The sequence below is a fragment of the Vibrio pomeroyi genome (assembly GCA_041879425.1).
Lineage (GTDB): Bacteria > Pseudomonadota > Gammaproteobacteria > Enterobacterales > Vibrionaceae > Vibrio > Vibrio pomeroyi_A.
Genome location: CP090854.1, coordinates 2883794 through 2904712 on the forward strand (window position 1 = coordinate 2883794; position 20919 = coordinate 2904712).

At 46.3% G+C, this 20919-nt stretch carries 12 protein-coding genes; 7 read left to right on the plus strand and 5 right to left on the minus strand.

What is annotated here, in order from left to right; genetic code table 11:
• Nucleotide 1 precedes the first annotated feature (1 nt).
• The 4 genes from galM to galE all read right to left on the minus strand — a co-directional run bounded on the left by galM (nt 2) and on the right by galE (nt 4834).
• Nucleotides 2-1081, minus strand: coding sequence for a galactose-1-epimerase (galM, locus tag L0992_12610; protein XGB66556.1), 1080 nt, complete (start codon nt 1079-1081; stop codon nt 2-4).
• Nucleotides 1082-1193: 112 nt separating this feature from the next.
• A complete protein-coding gene (gene galK / locus L0992_12615) occupies nt 1194-2354 on the minus strand; it encodes a galactokinase (protein ID XGB66557.1) in 1161 nt (386 codons plus the stop codon).
• A 188-nt stretch (nt 2355-2542) separates the two neighbouring features.
• Entirely contained in the window at nt 2543-3595 is a 1053-nt protein-coding gene (locus tag L0992_12620) for a UDP-glucose--hexose-1-phosphate uridylyltransferase (GenBank protein ID XGB66558.1), read from the minus strand.
• Between the two features lie 228 nt (nt 3596-3823).
• On the minus strand, nt 3824-4834 hold the full coding sequence (galE, locus tag L0992_12625) for a UDP-glucose 4-epimerase GalE (GenBank protein ID XGB68732.1): 1011 nt from the start codon (nt 4832-4834) through the stop codon (nt 3824-3826).
• Nucleotides 4835-5227: 393 nt separating this feature from the next.
• Between galE and ebgR the strand changes: the two genes are divergently transcribed.
• From ebgR to ygjK, 7 genes are all read left to right on the plus strand, one after another.
• Entirely contained in the window at nt 5228-6211 is a 984-nt protein-coding gene (gene ebgR, locus L0992_12630) for a transcriptional regulator EbgR (protein XGB66559.1), read from the plus strand.
• A 321-nt stretch (nt 6212-6532) separates the two neighbouring features.
• Entirely contained in the window at nt 6533-9649 is a 3117-nt protein-coding gene (ebgA, locus tag L0992_12635; protein ID XGB66560.1) for a beta-galactosidase subunit alpha, read from the plus strand.
• A gap of 3 nt (nt 9650-9652) precedes the next feature.
• Nucleotides 9653-10105, plus strand: a complete 453-nt coding sequence (locus L0992_12640) for a beta-galactosidase subunit beta (GenBank protein ID XGB66561.1) — start codon at nt 9653-9655, stop codon at nt 10103-10105.
• 140 nt (nt 10106-10245) lie between these two features.
• The gene (locus L0992_12645) at nt 10246-11670 is read left to right on the plus strand and encodes an amino acid permease (GenBank protein XGB66562.1); all 1425 of its coding nucleotides are present in this window, start codon (nt 10246-10248) and stop codon (nt 11668-11670) included.
• Nucleotides 11671-12245: 575 nt separating this feature from the next.
• Complete coding sequence (locus tag L0992_12650; GenBank protein ID XGB66563.1) at nt 12246-13679, plus strand: amino acid permease; 1434 nt, start codon at nt 12246-12248, stop codon at nt 13677-13679.
• A 407-nt stretch (nt 13680-14086) separates the two neighbouring features.
• Entirely contained in the window at nt 14087-15151 is a 1065-nt protein-coding gene (locus L0992_12655) for a hypothetical protein (GenBank protein ID XGB66564.1), read from the plus strand.
• A 15-nt stretch (nt 15152-15166) separates the two neighbouring features.
• Nucleotides 15167-17548, plus strand: coding sequence for an alpha-glucosidase (gene ygjK, locus L0992_12660; protein ID XGB66565.1), 2382 nt, complete (start codon nt 15167-15169; stop codon nt 17546-17548).
• Between the two features lie 203 nt (nt 17549-17751).
• On the opposite strand, the gene L0992_12665 is transcribed toward ygjK, so the two are convergent.
• Nucleotides 17752-20892, minus strand: coding sequence for a beta-galactosidase (locus L0992_12665; protein ID XGB66566.1), 3141 nt, complete (start codon nt 20890-20892; stop codon nt 17752-17754).
• Nucleotides 20893-20919 lie beyond the last annotated feature (27 nt).

Sequence of the window (20919 nt, forward strand, 5' to 3'; positions counted from 1 at the left end):
ACTAGTTTGAAGAATCCCCCGAAAATTCAAACTGGTAGCAGGTACGGTAGTTGTATTCTTGTTCAGGCTGGAGAATACAACTGTCCTGCTTCCACTCTGGGTGGTTAGGAGAGTCAGGTAAGAACTGGGTTTCTAATGCCAAACCTGCGTAATCTTCATAGCTGCCACCACTTCGGTTTGGTGTGCCACCAAGCCAGTTTCCGGTGTACAGCTGCATAGCAGGTTTGGTTGAAAATACTTTTAAGGTGACCAGCGCATCTGGCGAGGTCACAGTCGCGGCACATTGAGTGCGTTTACAGCCGTCAGCCAATAAGAAAGAGTGATCGTAACCCTTGGCGGCTTTCTGTTGTTCATCACCTAATAAACGCTCTGAGATCATCATAGGCTGAGTGAAGTCGAAGCTGGTCGATTTCACCGATTTCAAGTTGCCTAATGGAATGCCGACAGAGTTGGTTGGTAAGAACTGAGACGCATTGATACTCACAATGTGAGACAAGCAATCGTGCCCTGCTTCTGCACCGAGCAGGTTGAAGTAGGCGTGATTAGTCAGGTTAACTACCGTTGGTTTATCGGTGTTGGCTGTATAATCGATAGAGACTCGATTATCTTCGGTGATTTCATAACGAACCGACACGTTCAAATTACCCGGAAAACCTTGGTCGCCATCCGCTGATACTAAGCTAAACACAACCGATGTTTCAGTTTGCTCAGTAATACTCCAACGGCGTTTATCAAAACCATTCGGCCCACCGTGTAAGGTATTTCCCGCTTGGTTAGTTTCCAGTTTGTAATTCTTGCCGTCAATCTTGAAACGACCATTGGCAATGCGGTTAGCATAACGACCGACTGTCGCCCCCATATAACTGGCTTGCTTCTCGAAGTTCTCCATTGAATTCACACCCAATAGCACTTCTCGTCTGTTTCCTTTTACTGGCAAGATACAGCTCAACCACGTTGCGCCAATATCCATGAATGTCACTTCCATGCCGTGTGCATTCGACAGCGTGACAAGCTGAGCAGGTTGGCCATCATAGGCTGCAGTTTCTGTCATGGATTGATGCAGGTTCTGCGCTTGTGTCATTCTAAATTCCTTCTACTGCCAGTAAAAAGCCTCTACGTTGAGGTAAAGGCTTTAGTATTTGGCCTACCATGATCTTTTTACTTGGTAAGCACTATCTTAAGTCTCGAAGCAGTTAGATTACTTCAATTAGGCCGGCGCCGTCTTTCGCTTGGCACACATAAATTGATTCTTTTAGACCCGTCGCTGCTTGATATTTCTGCTCAACGGTTGTTTTAATTTCATCAACTAAAGCTGGCGGAACCAACGCCACGATACAACCACCAAAGCCACCGCCCGTCATACGCACGCCGCCTTGATCGCCAATCACTTCTTTAACCATATCCACTAGCGTATCGATCTCTTTAACTGTGATTTCAAAATCATCACGCATTGATGCATGTGATTCTGCCATCAACTCGCCCATGCGCTTCATGTCATGAGTACGCAGAGCTTGAGCCGCTTCTACTGTGCGGTCATTTTCAGTAATCACGTGGCGAGCGCGCTTAGCAACCATCCCATCCAATTCAGACTCTTTCGCTTTGAATTGCTCAATCGTTACATCACGTAGTGCTGGGACACCAAACAAGCGAGCCGCTTCTTCACACTGCTCACGGCGTGTGTTGTATTCACTGTCGACCAAGCCACGTTTCTTGTTTGAATTGATAATCACCACCGCCATGTCTTCTGGCATCGAAACCGCCTGAGTTTCTAGGCTACGGCAATCCAAAAGCATCGCGTGGTTCGCTAGGCCTTCAGCCGAGATCATTTGGTCCATGATGCCGCAGTTACAACCAACGAATTCGTTCTCTGCTTGCTGGCCATTCAATGCGACTTCAGCTTGAGTGATCTCTAGGTTGTAAAGCACCTTGAATGTCTGACCAATTACCACTTCTAGCGCGGCTGATGAACTCAAACCCGCACCTTGAGGTACATTGCCTGATACAGAAATATCCGCACCTTTAAACTGGTAGCCACGACCAATTAAGCACTTCACCACACCACGAATGTAGTTCGCCCACATCTTGTCTTGTTGGAAGGTAATCTCTTGCGTGATATCGAATTCGTCTACCGCATCATCGTAGTCAACAGACACAACACGCACCATGTTGTCATCACGCTTTGCTGCCGCAACAACGGTTTGGTAGTTAATGGCACACGGTAGAACAAAACCGTCATTGTAGTCAGTGTGCTCACCAATCAGGTTCACACGACCTGGCGCTTGAACGATGTGAGTCGCTTGGTAACCAAGGACTTGCTCAAAAGATGCTTTCACGTTTTGGATTAGATCAGACATAAGTAAACTCTCTGCTTAAACTCTTTGTTCAATTGTGGCCCCTTCATGGCACCACTTTAATTCTTTGAGATTCCCGACTCCTTTGTTCCTCACTCTCGGGATTGACGCTAAACGTTTCAATGAAGCTGTCATTCCAGAATCGAGGGACGAGATATCAGGAATCTCGTTTGTTACCTAGAAGCTGCGTATTACTGCTCTTTGTAGTGAACGTCACTCAAATCACGAAGACGTTGCGCTGCTTGTTCTGCGGTCAAATCACGTTGCGATTCTGCCAACATTTCGTAGCCCACCATGAACTTACGAACCGATGCGCTGCGCAGTAGTGGCGGGTAGAAAAGCGCGTGCAGTTGCCAATGGTCGATGTCGGTGCCTTCTTCAAAGAACGGCGCATAGTGCCAACCCATTGAGTATGGGAATGAACATTGGAACAAGTTATCGTAGCGGCAGGTCAGCTTCTTGATCGCAAGTGCCAAATCATCACGTTGTTCGTCAGTCAGTTCACTCATACGGCGAATGTGCGTTTTTGGCAGCAACATGGTTTCGAATGGCCATGCTGCCCAGTAAGGCACTACAGCAATCCAATGTTCCGTTTCAACCACAGTGCGTGAGCCGTCTTTCATTTCAGCTTCAACGTAATCCACTAATAGGTTTGAACCTTGTTGCTCGAAGTATTCTTTTAGCAGCTTTTCTTTACGTTCAATCTCGTTTGGCAGAAAGCTGTTCGCCCAAATTTGACCGTGTGGGTGAGGCTGAGAACAGCCCATAGTCTCGCCTTTGTTCTCAAACGCTTGAACCCATAGGTAATCTTTACTTAGCTCTTCAATCTGTTCATTCCAGGTATCGATCACGCCGCGGATTTTATTCACCGGCAACTCTGGCAGCGTTTTGCTGTGGTCTGGAGAGAAACAGATAACGCGGCTCAACCCACGAACACCTTGAGTCTTAAATAGAGGGTTGTCAGACTCTGGAGCGTCAGGCGAATCAGGCATCAACGCCGCGAAATCATTACTGAACACATAAGTACCGTCGTAATCTGGGTTTTCATCACCCGAGATACGTGTGTTGGTCGGGCACAAGAAACACTCATTCTCATACTCAGGAAGTTGTTCAGTTGATGGCTTCTCGTCTTGACCGCTCCACGGGCGTTTAGCACGGTGCGGTGATACTAAGATCCACTGACCCGTTAGTGGGTTATAACGACGATGCGGGTGGTCTACTGGGTTAAATTCAACTTTTGACATACTTACATTGCTCTTAATTTTTGTGTCTTGGTCAATTCACCAAGACGAATCATTCTTCTACAAGGAGATTCCCTATCACGCTCGTTCCTCGCTGTAGGGAATGACGTGTGATCTCGTTGTGCTATTTGTGCAAAGGCCACCGCTTCATGGCCTTATGCTCATTCGTCATTCCAGAATCGAGGCACGAGATATCTGGAATCTCTCTTTTCTCAATAACCTAAAAGTTTCTTAGTAACCCTGGGGATTATTCGACTGCCAATTCCACGTATCCGCCGTCATTTCCATCACGCTGCGAGTCGCCTTCCAGCCCAGTTCGCGTTCTGCTTTTTCTGTGCTTGCCCAACATTCGGCAATATCACCAGCACGACGCGGACATAATTCGTAAGGCACTGGCTTGCCCGATGCTTGTGCGAAGGCTTCAACCATCTCAAGTACACTTGAGCCTTTACCTGTACCTAGGTTGTAAATGTGTAGACCCGCTTTCTCGCCCACGGCTTTTAATGCTGCTACGTGGCCATCAGCCAAATCCATCACGTGGATGTAATCTCTAACGCCAGTTCCATCAACGGTTGGGTAATCGTTTCCAAAGATAGAAAGCTTCTCTCTACGACCAACGGCAACTTGTGCGATAAATGGCATTAGGTTGTTTGGAATGCCTTGCGGGTCTTCGCCCATGGTGCCCGATGGATGTGCGCCGACAGGGTTAAAGTAGCGCAGTAAAGTGACGCTCCAGTCGTTTTCAGCGTTGAACAAATCACTCAAACACTCTTCGACCATGTATTTACTACGACCATAAGGGTTCGTGGTATCGCCCGTTGGTGAGCTTTCGGTGATCGGCACAATCTCAGGATCGCCGTAAACCGTCGCTGAAGAGCTAAATACGATGCTTTTCACGCCTGCTTTCTTCATGCTGCGCGCTAGAACCAGAGAACCATTGACGTTGTTATCGTAGTATTCCAAAGGCTTAGCGACTGATTCGCCGACCGCTTTTAGGCCAGCGAAATGAATTACGGCTTGAATGTCATGCTTGGCAAAAACACCATCTAAGAAGGATTCATCACGAATATCGCCAAGGTAAAATGTTGGTGTTTGACCGGTTAGCGCATTGATTCGCTCCAGTACTAGCTCTTTGCTGTTGCAAAGGTTGTCTACAATGATTGGCTCCATCCCCGCCTGCATCATTTGAATACATGTGTGACTTCCGATGTAACCCATGCCGCCCGTTACCAGTACTTTCACAATCAACCTCTCTTCACTGTCATTCATGATGAAATCTGAACCGATACTCTGTGTATTAGTTCGTTGTTACAGAAATAGTAGCAGCCAATCTGACTATAATTCTGTGATCAGAGCCACGAAGTGTAAACGTTTACACAAAGTTCCACGAGACATATTCATATCAACATAGAATTGATGAATCGATAGACAGTGCTAATTCATTGAAATTAAATGAGATCTTTATAGATAGTTAGATTTGCGACATCACAGAGGAGTTGAGCATTTATTTTACTAAAAGTTAATGCATTGACTTTCAGTTTGATTACAATAGGTCAGTAGAATAAAGAGGTGCATTGCTTTTTTACTAAAGACGAATTTCAAAGCAGTGCAATGTTCCAAGAACAGGAAGTGAGTATGGCAACGTTAAAAGATATCGCGACGGAAGCAAATGTTTCATTAGCTACCGTTTCTCGGGTTCTCAATGAAGATCCTACATTAAGCGTCAAGGAAGAGACCAAAAGGCGTATCTTTGAAATTGCCGAGAAGTTGGAATACAAAACCAGCAGCTCACGTAAATCGGTTAGCGGTAAAAAGCAGAACCACCACTTCCTTGCTCTGTACAATTACAAGCAAGAAGCGGAAGTTAACGACCCTTATTATCTATCAATTCGCCACGGTATTGAGACACAGTGCGAAAAGATGGAAGTTAACCTAACCAACTGTTACGAAAGTAAAATACAGATCAACTCTAGCCAGATAACTGGTATTTTACTGGTTGGTAGAATGACGCAAGAAGTTATCGCACAAGCGAAAAAGCTCACCGATAATATCTGTTACGTAGACTTTACCGATCACTCTGAACCTTATGACTCCGTTGATATTGACCTTGCTCGCATCAGCAAAGAGATCACCAACTTCTTCATTAACCAAGGCTACGAACGCATTGGTTTCATCGGTGGCCAAGACGACATTAACACCTCTGATATTCGCGAAGTCGCCTTTGCGGAATACGGTGGTTTGAAGAACGTAGTCAGCGAGCAAGACATCTACCGCGGTGACTTCTCTAGTTCATCTGGCTACAAGCTGGCGAAGAAGATGCTAGAGAGCGGCGATTACCCGAAAGCGATGTTTATTGCATCAGATTCGATTGCAATTGGTGTTTTACGCGCCGTTCATGAACACGGATTAAGCATTCCAGAAGACATTGCGCTGATCAGTGTCAATGACATCCCAACAGCTAAATTTACCTTCCCAAGTTTATCAACCGTTCGTATTCACTCTGAACTGATGGGAATTCAAGGTGTTAACCTTCTGATTGAGAAAGTACGCGATGGCCGTACTATCCCACTAAGAGTTTACGTACCAAGTAAACTCAAGCTGCGCGATACAACAAAATAACAATATATTTCAAATAGATAATGAAAGGTCACCTCTATTATAGGTGGCCTTTTTTGTACCTGTAATCCCCCTATCCAATCACATATCGTCTCTTCCAATCTGCTGTATAAAACACCAAATAGTATTCTTTTAAGTGGATCACACAGCACCGTAAAAAGCCCACAAAAAACGTGATGGAGTTAAAGTAAAACGTTTTCACCAATTTCATTTAGTAAAACTTTTACTAATAATTACCTCAGTCCAAAAATACTCGTATTCACTACGACCCAATTACGCATAAGAACGTCGGCCAGCATTCAAACAGGCCGAGAGAGAGGCAACGTGAACAACTGGGAAAACTTCCTGAACTTACATGAGAACCGTATGGCACCACGTGCTTACTTCTTCTCATACGCATCAGAAAAAACAGCTAAGACATTTCAACGTGAATTAAGCAGCCACTTCCAACTATTAAGTGGTCAATGGAATTTCAGCTACTTCACTAACCCGTTACTGGTTCCTGAAGAGTTTTACTCTCAAGAGATGAGCGATTGGGGCCACATTACGGTTCCAAACATGTGGCAAATGGAAGGCCACGGCGATCTTCAATACACAGATGAAGGTTTCCCATTCCCAATTGATGTGCCTTTCGTACCATCAGACAACCCAACAGGCGCATATCAACGCTCTTTCTTCCTTGGCGAAAGCTGGGACGAGAAGCAAACCATCATCAAGTTTGATGGCGTAGAGACCTACTTCGAAGTTTACGTAAACGGTGAGTACGTTGGTTTCAGCAAGGGCAGTCGCCTAACCGCTGAGTTCGATATCTCTAGCCACGTAAAAGCGGGCAACAACCTACTTTCTATTCGCGTGATGCAGTGGGCAGATTCCACCTACATTGAAGACCAAGACATGTGGTGGACGGGCGGTATCTTCCGTGATGTTTACCTTGTTGGTAAAGAGCAACTGCACGTTCAAGATCTAACGGTTCGCACCGATTTTGACGATGCTTACCAAAGCGCAACCCTCTCGTGCAATGTTGTTCTAGAAAACCTAGCAGCAGCGACAAACGCAACCCTTGAGTACGCATTATTTGATGGCAGCCAAGTTATCTCGCAAGGCTCTGTAGATAACTTAGCTGTTCCTAACCAACAGACTGGCGGCAATGCGAACACTCAATTCTCTATTGATGTAGTGGACCCAGTTCAATGGAACGCTGAAAATCCATACCTTTACCAATTGCTACTGACGCTAAAAGACGCAGACGGCAAAGTGTTAGAAGTGATCCCACATCGCGTTGGTTTCCGTGACATTAAGGTTCGTGATGGTCTGTTCTACATCAACAACAAATACGTGATGCTGCACGGTGTGAACCGCCACGACAACGACCACCTAAAAGGTCGTGCTGTTGGCATGGATCGCGTAGAGAAAGACTTAGTGTTGATGAAGCAACACAATATCAACTCAGTACGTACAGCACACTACCCGAACGACCCACGTTTCTACGAACTGTGTGATATCTACGGTCTGTTCGTGATGGGTGAAACCGACGTTGAAACACACGGCTTTGCTAACGTTGGTGACCTAAGCCGCATCACTAATGATGCAGCATGGGAAGCGGTGTTTGTTGAGCGTATCGAACGTCACATTCACGCTCAAAAGAACCACCCTTCTATCATCATGTGGTCTTTAGGTAACGAATCAGGCTACGGCTGCAACATCCGTGCTATGTACGATGCAGCAAAAGCGATTGATGACACTCGCTTGGTTCACTACGAAGAAGACCGTGATGCTGAAGTGGTCGACATCATTTCAACCATGTACTCACGCGCTCAATTGATGAATGCCTTCGGTGAATTCCCACACGAAAAACCACGCATCATCTGTGAATACGCACACGCAATGGGTAACGGCCCGGGCGGTTTAACCGAGTACCAAAACGTGTTCTACAAGCACGACTCGATTCAAGGTCACTATGTTTGGGAATGGTGTGATCATGGCATTTTAGCGCGTGATGAAGCGGGAACTGAGTTCTACAAGTACGGTGGCGACTACGGAGACTACCCGAACAACTACAACTTCTGCATGGACGGTTTGATCTACCCAGACCAAACACCAGGTCCAGGTTTGAAAGAGTACAAGCAAGTGATTGCCCCTGTGAAGCTTCACGATTTCGATGCGCAAACTGGCACCTTCACTGTTGATAACAAACTGTGGTTCTCAAACATCGATGACTACACCATCACTGCAGAAATTCGCGCTGAAGGTGAAACCATTGCTGTGCAACACATCAAGGTTGAAGAGCTGGCAGAAAACTCTAGCCGTGAACTGACGCTTAACTTGCCACAACTTGATGAGCGCGAAGTATTTGTGAACTTTACTGTTCGCAAAGATTCCCGCACGCCTTACAGCGAAGCGAACCACGACATCGCGGTTTACCAATTCCAAGTGAAAGAGAACACGGCACAGCTAGAAGCCTTCACCAACAACAATGCAACGGCACTGAATGTTGAAGAGTCTCGTCTCGCTTACCTAATCAAAGGCCACAACTTCGCGCTGAACTTCTCAAAAGTGAACGGCAAGCTGACCTCATGGCTAGTCAATGGCGAAGAGATGATTAAGTCAGAACCACGAATCAACTTCTTCAAGCCAATGATCGATAACCATAAACAAGAGCACGATGGCTATTGGGAGCCGGCACACCTACAGATCATGCAGGAACATTTCCGCTCACTTAACGTTGAACAGAACAACGGCAAGGTCGAGATCACGACCACCAGCATTATTGCTCCACCAGTATTTGATTTCGGCATGCGTTGCGAATATCGCTACCAAATCAGTGCTGAAGGTCAGCTGAACGTTGAGCTAAGCGGCGAACGCTATGGTGATTACCCACACGTGATTCCAGTGGTTGGTTTCGATATGGGCATCAACAGCGACTTCGACCAAGTTCAATACTACGGCCGTGGCCCTGAAGAGAACTACCAAGACAGCAAGCAAGCCAACATGATTGATGTCTACCAATCAACAGTTGCAGACATGTTCGAGAACTACCCGTTCCCACAAAACAACGGCAACCGCCAACACGTTCGTTGGGCTGCGCTTTCAAGCCGCGCGGGTAATGGTATTGCAGTGAAACCACAACAAGAAATCAACTTCAGCGCATGGTTCTACACCAACCAAAACCTGCACCAAGCACAACACACCATTGAGCTAGAGAAGAGCGGTTACATCACCCTAAACCTAGACCACCAAGTGATGGGCTTAGGCTCGAACTCTTGGGGCAGCGAAGTGCTCGACTCTTACCGAGTTTACATGGACGAGTTCCGCTACGGCTTAACTCTGATTCCATTCCAAGCCGGCGATTGCGATGCGCTACACCTAATCAGTCACAACTTTGGCGATGAGTTTTTTACGGCGAACACACCGAAAACTCAACCACAAAAGAACGAGGCATAAGCGATGATCGTTTTAGAGAACTTAGAACAATTTAAAGTCGTTTACCGCGACGGTCGTAAATGGCAACGCTGTGTAGAAGCGATTGAAAACATCGGCAACATCAAAGATGGCGTGATGTATTCGATTGGTGACTCACTGGCTTACATGATTGAAGACGGCGTGGCTCGTAACACTGAAAACTTCACCGGTAACCGTCGTTATTTCGATGTGCACTACTACTTAGAAGGTCGTGAAACTGTCGAGTTCGCAGCGAAATCAGAGCTAGAACAAATCCAAGCTTACAGCGATGAAACCGACCGTGAACACCTATTGGGTAACGGTGAAACTCGTGAGTTAGCTGAAGGCCAAGTAGCGATTTTTGATAACAGCAAAGCTTACCGCTTTCACGGTGATAACCGAGTTCGCAAGGTGGTTCTGAAAGTGACCATTGAAGACGGTTACTTCCTTAATAAGTAAGTAAAACCCTAATAATTCACAGCGCATTTGAGCCTTGCCGTTCAAGGCTCAAATAGACTGAACAAAGCCTCTGTGCTTCTTCCCTACAAAGAAGCATAGAGAAATAACGACTATAATTATGTGATTCCCCGGAGGACACTATGTCTGAATCTGTACGCGGTAAGTTGGGCAAATTTGCCTTGCTCTCCATGACATTTGCAGCGGTATTTAACGTTCGCAACATCGTAAATAACAACATCGAATTAGGATTGAGTTCTGCTCCTATCTTTTTGCTTGCGACCCTTATTTACTTCATTCCATTCGTGTTCATCATTGCTGAATTCGTATCAGCAAACAAAAATTCTGAGTCAGGCATGTACGACTGGCTTAAAAAACCGCTGGGTACTAAAGCGGCCTACCTAGGTTCGTTCCTGTACTGGTTCGTGAACCTTTTCTGGTTTGTATCGCTTCTACCAAACGTCATCGCCTACGCATCTTACGCAATGCTTGGCTACGAATACGCCTTCTCTCCTGTCGTGACATCGGCCATCTCGATTGGTCTATTTGCTGCAGCAACGCACATCTCAACCAAGGGAGCGAGCTGGTTAGGTAAGATTGCAGAGATCGTGGCATACGGCGTATTTGCTCTGTTCGCGATTTACGTTATCGGTGCACTTATGGCGTTAGGCGGTAACCACGAACCGGTTGAACCAATCACGCTAGAAGCGATGACACCAACCATCAACTGGGCAACGCTGGGTATTATGTGTTGGATCTTCCAAGCAGCTGGCGGTGCAGAAACCGCAGCGGCATACCTAAACGATGTGAAAGGTGGTCATAAGTCTTTCATCAAAGTCATCATTGGTGCAGGTATCGCGATTGGTGCGATGTACGCAGTCGGCTCTCTACTAGTAAACGTATTCGTTGCACGTGATGAATTAACTTACGCTGGCGGTATGGTTGAAATCTTCACAGGCATGGCGAACTACTTCGACATTTCACAATCTCTAACGGGTCGCTTCGTTGGTATCGTACTGTTCGTTGCAATGTTCGGCTCGATGATGATGTGGACTGCGGCACCTGTAAAAATTCACTTCTCTGAAATCCCTAAAGGTGTTTACGGCGAGAAGACAACAGAACTGAACGAGCACGGTGTTCCTGTTCGTGCAGCATGGTGGCAGTTTGCGTTCGTATTCGTAATGCTTGTGGTTAACGGCTTCGGCTCTGAATCTGTACAAGACATGATGAACACAGCAATCAACCTAACAGCAGGTACCGCAATGTTACCGCCTATCTTCATCATGGTGGCGTACTTTGTATTCCGCTTGAAGCATGACGATACACCACGTGACTTCCGCATGGGTACTCGAGTTCAAGGTATGTCTGTTGTGTCAGTACTTATCGGTATCTTTGTTGTCAGCATGACGGCGTCAGCATTCCCAACAGGTGTAGACCTAATGCAAGCGTTCTTCGTCAATGTATTTATGACGGCTGTATTCTCAGCTATCGCTTGGTGGTGGATCTCTCGCTTTGAAAAGAAGCAAGCAGGTAAAGATGCAAAGCTAGAAGCGGCTAAGCAATCGTAATACTTAGCAGCATTAGAACCAATTTCAAAAGCGCCTACCATGGCGCTTTTTTTGTTTTAAATCAGATAATTAAAAACCAACACCCGAAAATAAAAACGCCATTCCGTCAAGGGTTCACTTCACGAAAAACGTTAATTAAATCGTAATAAAACCCGAACAAAAACAAAGGTAAAATGTTAACTAAATTTATTTACTCAAGGTCACATATTTGATCAATTTTGATTAACTTCCCGCCGCTTAATCTTTAATCTTCTTGCTGAAGAGACGAACGAGTTCATATTTAAAAACGACAAAAAGCCCCTACAAGCCTTACAAATCGTCGTTCATGAAACAAACAACCTCTTTGATGAACCTCTTAACCTTTAACTCTTTGTTTTGGTAATAACTTTACTGAAAATCAAAAAAGAAAAGCGCTAAGAAGTCCGATCGTAAATCTATAAAAACAACAATGAGCCAACCCTGACAAAACAAAGCGGGTGTTTGCCAAACCAACATAACAATAAAAGTGCGGCCTAGAGCCTCCCTCTCTAGGACCAAGTTATAACGATCATCAACGTGATTCACCGGAGAACATCATGTCCGAAAATAAACGCAGTACGATAGGCAAGTTTGCCCTACTGTCTATGACCTTCGCGGCGGTATACAGCTTCAACAACATCATTAACAACAACATCGAGATCGGCCTTTCCTCGGCGCCGATGTTCTTTCTAGCCACCATCTTTTACTTTGTGCCTTTTTGTTTGATCGTCGCAGAGTTTGTGTCACTAAATAAAAACTCTGAAGCGGGCGTTTATTCTTGGGTTAAAAGCTCTCTAGGAGGCCGCTGGGCGTTTATTTCGGCTTATACCTACTGGTTTGTTAACCTGTTCTTCTTCACCTCTCTGCTGCCTAGAATCATCGCTTATGCGTCGTATGCGTTCTTAGGATTTGAGTACATATTCACGCCAATCACCACGGCGATCCTCAGCACCATTTTATTTGCGATTGCTACGCACATTTCAAACAATGGCGCGAAACTACTAGGCCCCATCACCTCACTAACATCGTCGCTTATGTTGTTGCTAACAATGTCTTACATCTTGTTGTCTGGCGGTGCTTTGATCGGTGGTATCGAGCCAGCAGACCCAATCACCATTGAAGCGATGACACCAAGCTTTAACTGGGCATTCCTTGGCGTAATCACTTGGATCTTCATGGCGGCTGGCGGTGCAGAATCGGTAGCGGTTTACGTTAACGACATCAAAGGCGGTCACAAGTCTTTCGTTAAAGTAATCATCATCGCGGGTATCTTCATTGGTGCGCTTTACTCGGTGGGTTCAGTACTAGCAAACGTATTTGTGTCGCGAGAAGAGCTTAAATTTACTGGCGGCTCAGTGCAGGTATTCGAAGGGCTAGCACGACACTTTGGGTTGTCTGAAATCCTAATGAATCGCTTTGTGGGCGTGGTTTCATTCACGGCGATGCTGGGCTCTCTACTGATGTGGACAGCGACACCCGTTAAGATTTTCTTCTCTGAAATCCCTAAAGGTATCTTCGGTGAGAAAACGGTCGCTCTAAACAAACAAGGCGTTCCAGAACGTGCGGCTTGGATTCAGTTCTTGATTGTGATTCCACTGATGTTCATTCCGACGCTAGCGTCCGACACAGTACAAGATCTGATGAGTACCATTATCAACATGACAGCAGCAGCATCGATGTTGCCACCACTATTCATCATGGTCGCGTACCTTAATTTACGTTTGAAGTTGGATCACTTACCTCGTGATTTCAGAATGGGCTCACGTATGACAGGCATTACCGTGGTCTCTATTCTGATCGGCATTTTCACTGTTGGTTTCTTTGCGTCTACTTTCCCAACAGGTGCTGACATCATGACCATCATCTTCTACAACGTGGGCGGGATTGTTATCTTCCTTGGCTACGCGTGGTGGAAGTACGGCAAATATGAAAAAAGCTTATCTCCAGAAGAGAAAAAACTAGAGGCAAAACCTGAACCGGCGAACGCTTAGTTTTCCCCTATACTATGATTTAAACTTCAGGCACTCGCATTTGGTGAGTGCCTTTTTATTTGTCGGTACATTTCCACTAACCATCTCGATTAAATCAAAGCCATTCAAGAAACAAAGCATTCGAACCAACAATCTAACCACCCATCAAATAATTCACCTCCCGAATACTTACAACCCTAGCCATACCTCTGCAAATTCAACTGAAAGTCAAAATAAAAACAAAGTAAATATTTACTAAAAACAGATCACACTTTTAAGCCTAATTAATTTTAAACATCAAAATTATCATTAATATTGGTTTTGCGATCGTAAGTAACCTGACCAATACGCCTTGAAGAGCACCCCATATTAGAAGTCAGAACTGCTTGCGAACCTTCATTTACAACCCCGACACAGAAGTGATTAAAATGAAAAGTAGTTTTACTAAAAACACTCTTATTACAAGCTGTATTATTGCTGCCTTAAGTACCACAGCCCACGCGGAAGAGTCCGCAGCAAACCACAGTGATACTCAGCCTCCTCAGACAGAAACTGAAACCCTATTTAACTTTTATGGTGAGCTTGGCCTTGGTGGTCACGTGGCACTAGAAGGTGATGATAAAGGCCGCTACGCAGACGGTACTTACATTGAAGCAGGCTTGGCTATCGAGCACGGTAATTGGTTTGGTCTTGCTTACATGGAAGGCTGGACAGTACAAGCCGACGACGAAGGCAATGCTTGGGCGACAGGCCACGGCTGGGGCGGCTTCGAAGGTGGTTTTAACCGCTTTTACGCTGGCTACCGCACCGACGCAAAAACAGAATTTATTGTCGGTCGTATGGACTCGTCACTGGATGACGTTCAATGGTGGGGTGACCCAACAGTCGAGTACGGCTACGCAATCTCAAACACGCGTGACGTCCACGTCGGTGTGAAAATTCAGAACCTAGAAGGCAAACTTCGCTACAGCGTTTCATTCGCTCCAGAATCTGACTTCTCTGAAGACGATGCCCTACTTCACTTCGGCAAGTACGATAACTTTGCAGACCAATGGAAAGACAAGAATGCCATGGTCAATGGTTACCTTCAATACGACCTCACTGACGACCTAACCCTAATGGGTGGTGGTGAAGTACGTAATAACGATGGCGGTGAGCTTCTACTATTAGGTGCTGAGTACAAAAACTTTGCCACTCGTGTTTGGCACGATACCGACAAAGGCAACCAAGAGTCTTTCGGTAGTGAATCAGGTATTCAAACCAGTGCATGGTACGAAGCCGCACAAGGCGTTTACCTATCAGCAGCCTACAACTACGCAAACTTTGACGGTGATAATGGCGACAAAGAGATCACCTCTTACATCAATGCCGGCGTTTGGTACGAATACGGAAACGGCGCATTTGCTACTGCGTTCGACAGCCGCTTTGGCGTAGGTAGCGACACTGAAATTGGCGACGCGCAAGTGTTCGCAATGCAATACTTCTACTGGTAATAACAGGAACTCATCATGAAACTGAATAAATCATTCGCAGCTCTCGCTATCGGCGCAGCACTTGTTGTTACTGGCTGTACATCAAACTCAAGTTCTGACACAGAGCAACTGCAAGCAAACGAATTTAAGAACGTTATCAACCGCACTGGCTCACCAGAATACATGCGTGACTACGACTTCGATGACCACCAGCGCTTCAACCCATTCTTTGACTTAGGTGCATGGCATGGTCACTTGCTGCCAGACACAGCTGAAGGCATGGGCGGCTTCCCAGGAACGGCACTGCTTACTGAAGAATACATCAACTTCATGGCTGATAACTTCGACCGCCTAAGCGTGTTCAAAGATGGCAAAAAAGTCGCATTCACCATGGAAGCTTACAGCCTGCCAGGTGCATTAGTTCAGACACTAAAATCTGACGATGTCACGGTAGAAATGACGATGCGTTTTGCTTCAAACCGCACCTCTCTGCTAGAAACTAAAATCACTACCGACTCCCCAGTAGAATTGGTATGGGATGGTGAACTACTAGAAAAGACCCATGCGAAAGAAGGCGTGGCACAAACCGACAAAACAATCGCTGAAACTTACCCTGAGTATGACCGTCAAATCGTCGCAACCGACGATGGCCTGAAGGTCACCTTTGGTAAGGTGCGTTCAACTTGGGATCTGTTGACTTCAGGTGAGTCTGAGTACCAAGTTCACAAATCGATTCCAACACAAACCACGGTTGATGGCCTAGCGTTTACTTCAACGGCAAACATTGAAGAATCAACCACCATCTACACCACTTACTCGCATGTTCTTACGGCAGAAGAAGCACAAGCTGAACAGCCTGAAATCAAAAAGATCATGGCAAACCCGACCGATTACCTAGCAGCATCTGCAGAGCGTTGGGAAGGCTATCTTGAGATGGGTTTAACCAACCCGAACGCGACACCAGAACAAGAACGTGTTGCTGTTAAAGCAATGGAAACCCTAAACGGTAACTGGCGTGGCGCAGCAGGTGCAATGGAGTTTGACTCTGTGACACCATCAGTAACCGCGCGTTGGTTCTCAGGCAACCAAACTTGGCCGTGGGACACATGGAAGCAAGCTTACGCAATGGCTCACTTCAACCCAGACGTAGCGAAAGACAACATCCGCGCGATGTTCGCTTACCAAATTCAGGCTGACGACGCCGTTCGCCCTTGGGATGAAGGCTACGTGCCCGATCTATTGGCTTACAACCTAAGCCCAGAACGTGGCGGCGACGGTGGTAACTGGAACGAACGTAATACCAAACCAAGCCTAGCGGCATGGGCGGTAATGGAAGTCTACAAGACCACCAGCGACGAAGCTTGGTTAGAAGAGATGTATCCAAAGCTCGTGGCATACCATGATTGGTGGTTACGCAACCGTGATAACAACGGCAACGGCGTTCCAGAGTACGGCGCAGCACGAGACAAAGCACACAACACACCTGAAGGCGAAATGTACTTCACCGTGGTTCGTGGCGACAAACATGAAACCGTCGTAGGCCAAGCAGCACTGGATAAAGTCGTCGCTGAAGGTAACTACGATTACATCGAAAGCCCTGCTCAAACGGCAGCGTCTTGGGAATCGGGTCGTGACGATGCAGCTGCATTTGGTTTCATCGATAAAGATCAGTTAGACGCGTATGTCGCGAATGGCGGCAAGCGCAGCGATTGGGATGTTGAGTTCGCTCAAAACCGCGCTGAAGATGGCACGCTACTGGGCTACTCACTACTGCAAGAATCTGTTGACCAAGCAAGCTACATGTACAGCGATAACAAGTACCTAGCAGAAATGGCTGACATTCTTGGTAAAGATGCAGAAGCGAAAGAGTTCCGTGAAAAGGCTGAACACCTATCGAACTACATCAACACCTGTATGTTCGACGAAGGCACTAACTTCTTCTACGACATTCGTATCGAAGACAAGCCACTAGCGAATGGCTGTGCGGGTAAGCCGATTGTAGAACGTGGCAAAGGCCCTGAAGGTTGGTCACCATTGTTCAATGCTGCTGCCACTCAAGCTAACGCTGATGCAGTTGTCACGGTGATGAAAGATACGGAAGAGTTCAACACATACGTTCCACTAGGCACAGCGGCGCTTTCTAGCCCTGCATTTGGCCCAGATATTTACTGGCGTGGACGTGTATGGGTCGACCAATTCTACTTCGGCCTAAAAGGTATGGATAGCTACGGCTACCGTGATGATGCGATTGAAATGGCAGGCTCATTCTTCGATCACGCTGATGGTTTGGTACAAGACGGTCCGATCCGTGAAAACTACAACCCACTAACCGGTGAACAACAAGGCGCGCCAAACTTCTCTTGGAGTGCAGCTCACCTGTACATGCTTTACAACGATTTCTTTACTGACGCAGAGTAAATCGAACCTTTTTACCTGTCCTCTGAGATTCATTGATACAACGGATTAACAAGATACAACGGATCAATAAATTTCAGACTTTGGCACTCAGCATTACGTTGAGTGCCTTTTTTATATCTGAAGCCAAATAATCGAACAAACAAACATTTAGACTATTTGGCCTACTATGATCCTTTTACTCTATTCGCAGCACTTTAACCGTTCTAACCACAATAGAAGCGCACCTGATAATGGTAATGCTCTTTCAATAATTTGTATTCATCATGGACACTTGGCGTCCATGAGTCATCACCGCCAACCCCCATATGGAAACCATCCACATAAACAAACAGCTGTTCTTGTTCGGTTAAGTCACAAGTGTGTTTTGCCTTCTGTAACTGCTGTAACCCAAAACGACTGACTGAGAAATGGAAGTCTCCTTGCAGCTCAAAGTGACCAATTTTTGCTTCACGAACATCACAACGCAAGCCGCAATCAGAAGGGAAAATATACGGGGTATGCATTTGTTCAATGCTCTGCTGATATCGCCCCATCTGCGCAGACATCTTTCGATCTGGGTAGTTTTCGTGAGGTCCGCGACCAAACCACTCCACACTATTTGGAACATTACTTAACGCGAAAGTTAAACCAACACGTGGCAGAGAAGGCAAACCTTTCGCCGCTTGCACATCCACATCTAACTTAACCTCACCATCGGTAAATAATTGGTACCGCCAGGTAGACAACAAACGAACCTGCCCTTCCACTGTGTGAGCAATGATTGCCGTCACCGACACCCCGTTTTTCTGAGTGATGGATGAAAATTCGATACACTCTGGAGTGAGCCTATCCAACCTCATCGCCTGCCAACGTGCTATCCATGAATTAGGGTCGACGCGGTTTGCTTCACTGACACCGATATCGTTGTCCAATGGAGCACGATAAAAGTTATCTCGAAGACCACTAGCAAGCTGTTCCACCCCTTTGATTTTCCAGCTCTCTAATGTCCCAGATAATCTGTCGAACTCTACTTGATAAGCATCACCACTCACCGTCAGCAGCGAGTCGGTTTCAGTCACTTTCGGTGGGAATTGAGAGAGGTTGGCATCCAATATCAATTGCGGCTGAGTGGGTAAGGTAAGCTGTTCAATCGCCGTCACATGGCCTTTATTCGCCCACGCAGTATTGGCATTTAATACCACTTCGAGATTGAGGTAATTAAGCGCATTGGCCGTATGAGGAATAGTCACACCATTAAGCTCTATCTGGACGCTCTCCCCCACATCAACCATCAATTCGATACAACCATCGCTCGTCACCACACCATTCTGGGTAACCGTCCAATTCAACGTTTCAACCCTGCTGGTCACAAATAGGTGTTCGCTGTGTACTTCAATCACCAGTGGTGATGCAGACACCAGCTTGAACTGATAAAACTGTTGCGCCTTTTTCACTTCATGCAGCGTTGGATGTACCGTTCTGTCTGGGAATACCAAACCATTAATGCAGAACTGGCGATCATTAATCTCGTCGCCGAAATCACCACCATAGCCCCAATATTGTTTGCCGCTCGAATCGGTTTTGGTGATCCCTTGATCGACCCAATCCCAGATAAATCCGCCCTGTAATCTTGGGTTGTCTCTAAACGCCTGCCAGTATTTATCAAAGCTACCTAGACTGTTCCCCATTGCATGGGCGTACTCACAGAGAATCAGAGGACGTTGCTCGTTTGGCAGAGCGATCGCTTTGCGAATACCCACGCGAGGTGTCACTTCAGGTTGACTCTCAACAACAGGTAAATCCCAATCAACACGCGCATACATAGGACATAAAATATCGGTCGCTGCTGTATCTGCCCCGCCACCTTCATACTGAACCGGGCGTGTTGGATCAGTTTGTTTCACCCATTGATACATCGCATGGTGATTACGACCAATCCCCGACTCATTACCCAACGACCAAATGATCACGCTGGCGTGGTTTTTATCGCGCTCCACTAACCTTGTCATACGGCGCATGTAAGCATTCAACCACGACGAATCATTAGACAGTCGACACATCGGAAACTGGCCATGAGTTTCAACATTGGCCTCGTCAACCAAATACAAACCGTATTCATCACACAGCTCATACCACAATGGGTGATTGGGATAGTGAGCCGTTCTTACTGCATTGAAGTTGTTCTGTTTCAGTAATTTGATGTCTTGAATCATACCTTCACGCGTCATGGTATGACCCAACTCAGGATGATGTTCATGTCGATTGACACCGCGGATCAACAGAGGTTTGCCGTTAACTTGCAGTAAGCCACTACTTATCTCGACGGTTCTAAAACCGACATCGTAAGCCTCACAATCGACAAGCTCATCATGTTCATTGAGCAATGACACCACACAACGATACAGATAAGGTGATTCGGCACTCCACTTGTTCGGATTCACCACTGAAATGTGGTGTTCAGCGACTTCAGACCAAGGCCCTTTCTCATCCACAACTCGCTCACCCAAGCCAACGATTTGAGACTCAGAGATGAGTTGCCCCTGCGCATCAAACAGTTCGACTTTCACTCGGTTTATTTGTTGATCTTGGTTAGCTTGGTTAGCGTGATTATCTTGAGCTGATGGGTTTGGTTTCGATATTTGTGTCGACACCTTCAAACACGCATCTCGATAACAAGCGTCCAGTTGAGTTTCAACCCGCACATCCTCAATGGCGACTTTTGGTTTTCTCAATAAGGTGACGTCGCGGAAGATACCACTCAGCCACCACATATCCTGATCTTCTAGATAAGAACCATCGGACCAACGCAGCACCATGACTGCTAGCGTGTTCTCGCCTGCTTGTAAGTATTCAGATACGTCAAATTCCGCCGGTAATCGACTGTCTTGCGAATAGCCAACCCACTTGCCGTTGCACCACAGATGGAACGCTGAGTTAACGCCATCAAAGGTCAGCCTATGGGTATCTAATAGCTCCGGTTCCGTGCAGTTAAAATGCGTTCGGTAGAGCCCTGTCGGATTATCGCTAGGGACGAAGGGAGGGTTATCAGCGAATGGATATTTCACATTGGTATAGATCGGTTTATCAAAGCCTTGCATCTGCCAGTTGCTTGGCACTGCGATCGACTTCCATGAGGAATCATCAAAATATTCAGAGACAAACTCTTCGCTGACCAACTCAGGCGAATCGAACAACTGAAACTTCCAAACCCCATTGAGAGACAAGGCGCGTGACGAGTTCTTCCCCACAGCCTCAGCCAACGAGGTGTAACCATTCAAAGGAGCATGAGCCTCAACAAGGTTATGATGAGTGATGTGTTGGTTTTCCCATTCGCGGGCAGAGATGATTTGAGAGAAAGTTCTCATTGAGTGTTCCTTACGATAAACCGTTCA

Bases quoted from the DNA above. Each gene is read 5' to 3' on its own strand.
- galM (XGB66556.1), bottom strand. From the start codon at position 1,081: ATGACACAAGCGCAGAACCTGCATCAATCCATGACAGAAACTGCAGCC.
- galK (XGB66557.1), bottom strand. From the start codon at position 2,354: ATGTCTGATCTAATCCAAAACGTGAAAGCATCTTTTGAGCAAGTCCTT.
- L0992_12620 (XGB66558.1), bottom strand. From the start codon at position 3,595: ATGTCAAAAGTTGAATTTAACCCAGTAGACCACCCGCATCGTCGTTAT.
- ebgR (XGB66559.1), top strand. From the start codon at position 5,228: ATGGCAACGTTAAAAGATATCGCGACGGAAGCAAATGTTTCATTAGCT.
- L0992_12640 (XGB66561.1), top strand. From the start codon at position 9,653: ATGATCGTTTTAGAGAACTTAGAACAATTTAAAGTCGTTTACCGCGAC.
- L0992_12645 (XGB66562.1), top strand. From the start codon at position 10,246: ATGTCTGAATCTGTACGCGGTAAGTTGGGCAAATTTGCCTTGCTCTCC.
- L0992_12650 (XGB66563.1), top strand. From the start codon at position 12,246: ATGTCCGAAAATAAACGCAGTACGATAGGCAAGTTTGCCCTACTGTCT.
- L0992_12655 (XGB66564.1), top strand. From the start codon at position 14,087: ATGAAAAGTAGTTTTACTAAAAACACTCTTATTACAAGCTGTATTATT.
- ygjK (XGB66565.1), top strand. From the start codon at position 15,167: ATGAAACTGAATAAATCATTCGCAGCTCTCGCTATCGGCGCAGCACTT.
- L0992_12665 (XGB66566.1), bottom strand. From the start codon at position 20,892: ATGAGAACTTTCTCTCAAATCATCTCTGCCCGCGAATGGGAAAACCAA.